Here is a 1,027-nt window from a genome sequence, read left to right as displayed (position 1 = left end):
TCCACCGCACGTCCGTATTTGACGTGGTATTTCTCGACGAAGACGTCGATCGCGGTTTCAGCTTCGGCCCGGTGTGGGGCCAGATAGATGTTCCGCAGGTCGTTCTTCATGAGGCCCTGCACGGATTTGGATAACGTACAGAGTCTTTCGCACTTTCAGGATTGACGGCTTCCTCTAGAATGAAGGAGCTTTGAATGAACGATGGGAATGCCATGGGTCAGGTGATCCAAATTGATGAGGCCCGGATTCGAGATCACCTGGGCGAGATGGTCCGCGGGACGGTGGAAGAGACACTGAACGCCATGCTGGAGGCCGAAGCGGACCAGCTGTGCGGTGCTGGGCGTTATGAGCGCAGCCCGGCCCGGCAGGACACGCGGGCGGGCAGCTACGAGCGAACGCTGCAGACCAAGGCGGGCGACGTCAATCTGAAGGTTCCGAAGCTACGGCGGCAAACCTTCGAGACGGCGATTATCGAGCGCTACCGGAGGCGGGAGAGCTCGGTCGAGGAGGCGCTGATCGAGATGTATCTGGCCGGGATTTCGGTTCGGCGGGTCGAAGACATTACGGAGGCGCTGTGGGGCACCCGGGTCAGCCCGAGCACAGTGTCGAACCTGAACAAGAAGATCTATACCAAGATCGAGGCGTGGCGGAATCGCAGGATCGAAGGCGAGCATCCGTATCTCTACCTCGACGGCATCGTGATGAAGCGCAGCTGGGCTGGTGAGGTTCGCAACGTCTCGCTGCTGGTGGCCTCGGCGGTCAATGCCGAGGGGTTCCGGGAGATCCTCGGCATCTGTGAGGGCGCCAAGGAGGACAAATCCGGCTGGTCCTCGTTTCTGCGGCATCTCGTCGATCGCGGTCTCAGGGGCGTGCAGTTGGTGGTTTCCGATGCGTGCCGAGGTCTTGTCGAAAGCGTTGCGGATTATCTGCCGGAGGCCCGCTATCAACGCTGCATGGTGCATTTTTATCGCAATGTCTTCAGCCACGTGCCGTCGACCCGGGTCCGCGAGGTGAGCCACATGCTCAA

Annotated in this window: 1 protein-coding gene; it reads left to right on the top strand. The window is 60.3% G+C overall.

The features are described 5' to 3' along the window. Nucleotides 1–212 precede the first annotated feature (212 nt). Nucleotides 213–1,027 (top strand): IS256 family transposase (locus QJT78_RS51545; RefSeq protein ID WP_281460895.1); only part of this gene is annotated, 815 nt, incomplete at its 3' end.

The sequence above is a fragment of the Bradyrhizobium sp. Mp27 genome, from assembly GCF_029953005.1.
Lineage (GTDB): Bacteria > Pseudomonadota > Alphaproteobacteria > Rhizobiales > Xanthobacteraceae > Bradyrhizobium > Bradyrhizobium barranii.
The sequence above is the reverse complement of the archived record's forward strand: the minus strand, read 5'-3'. Positions and strand labels throughout refer to the sequence as shown.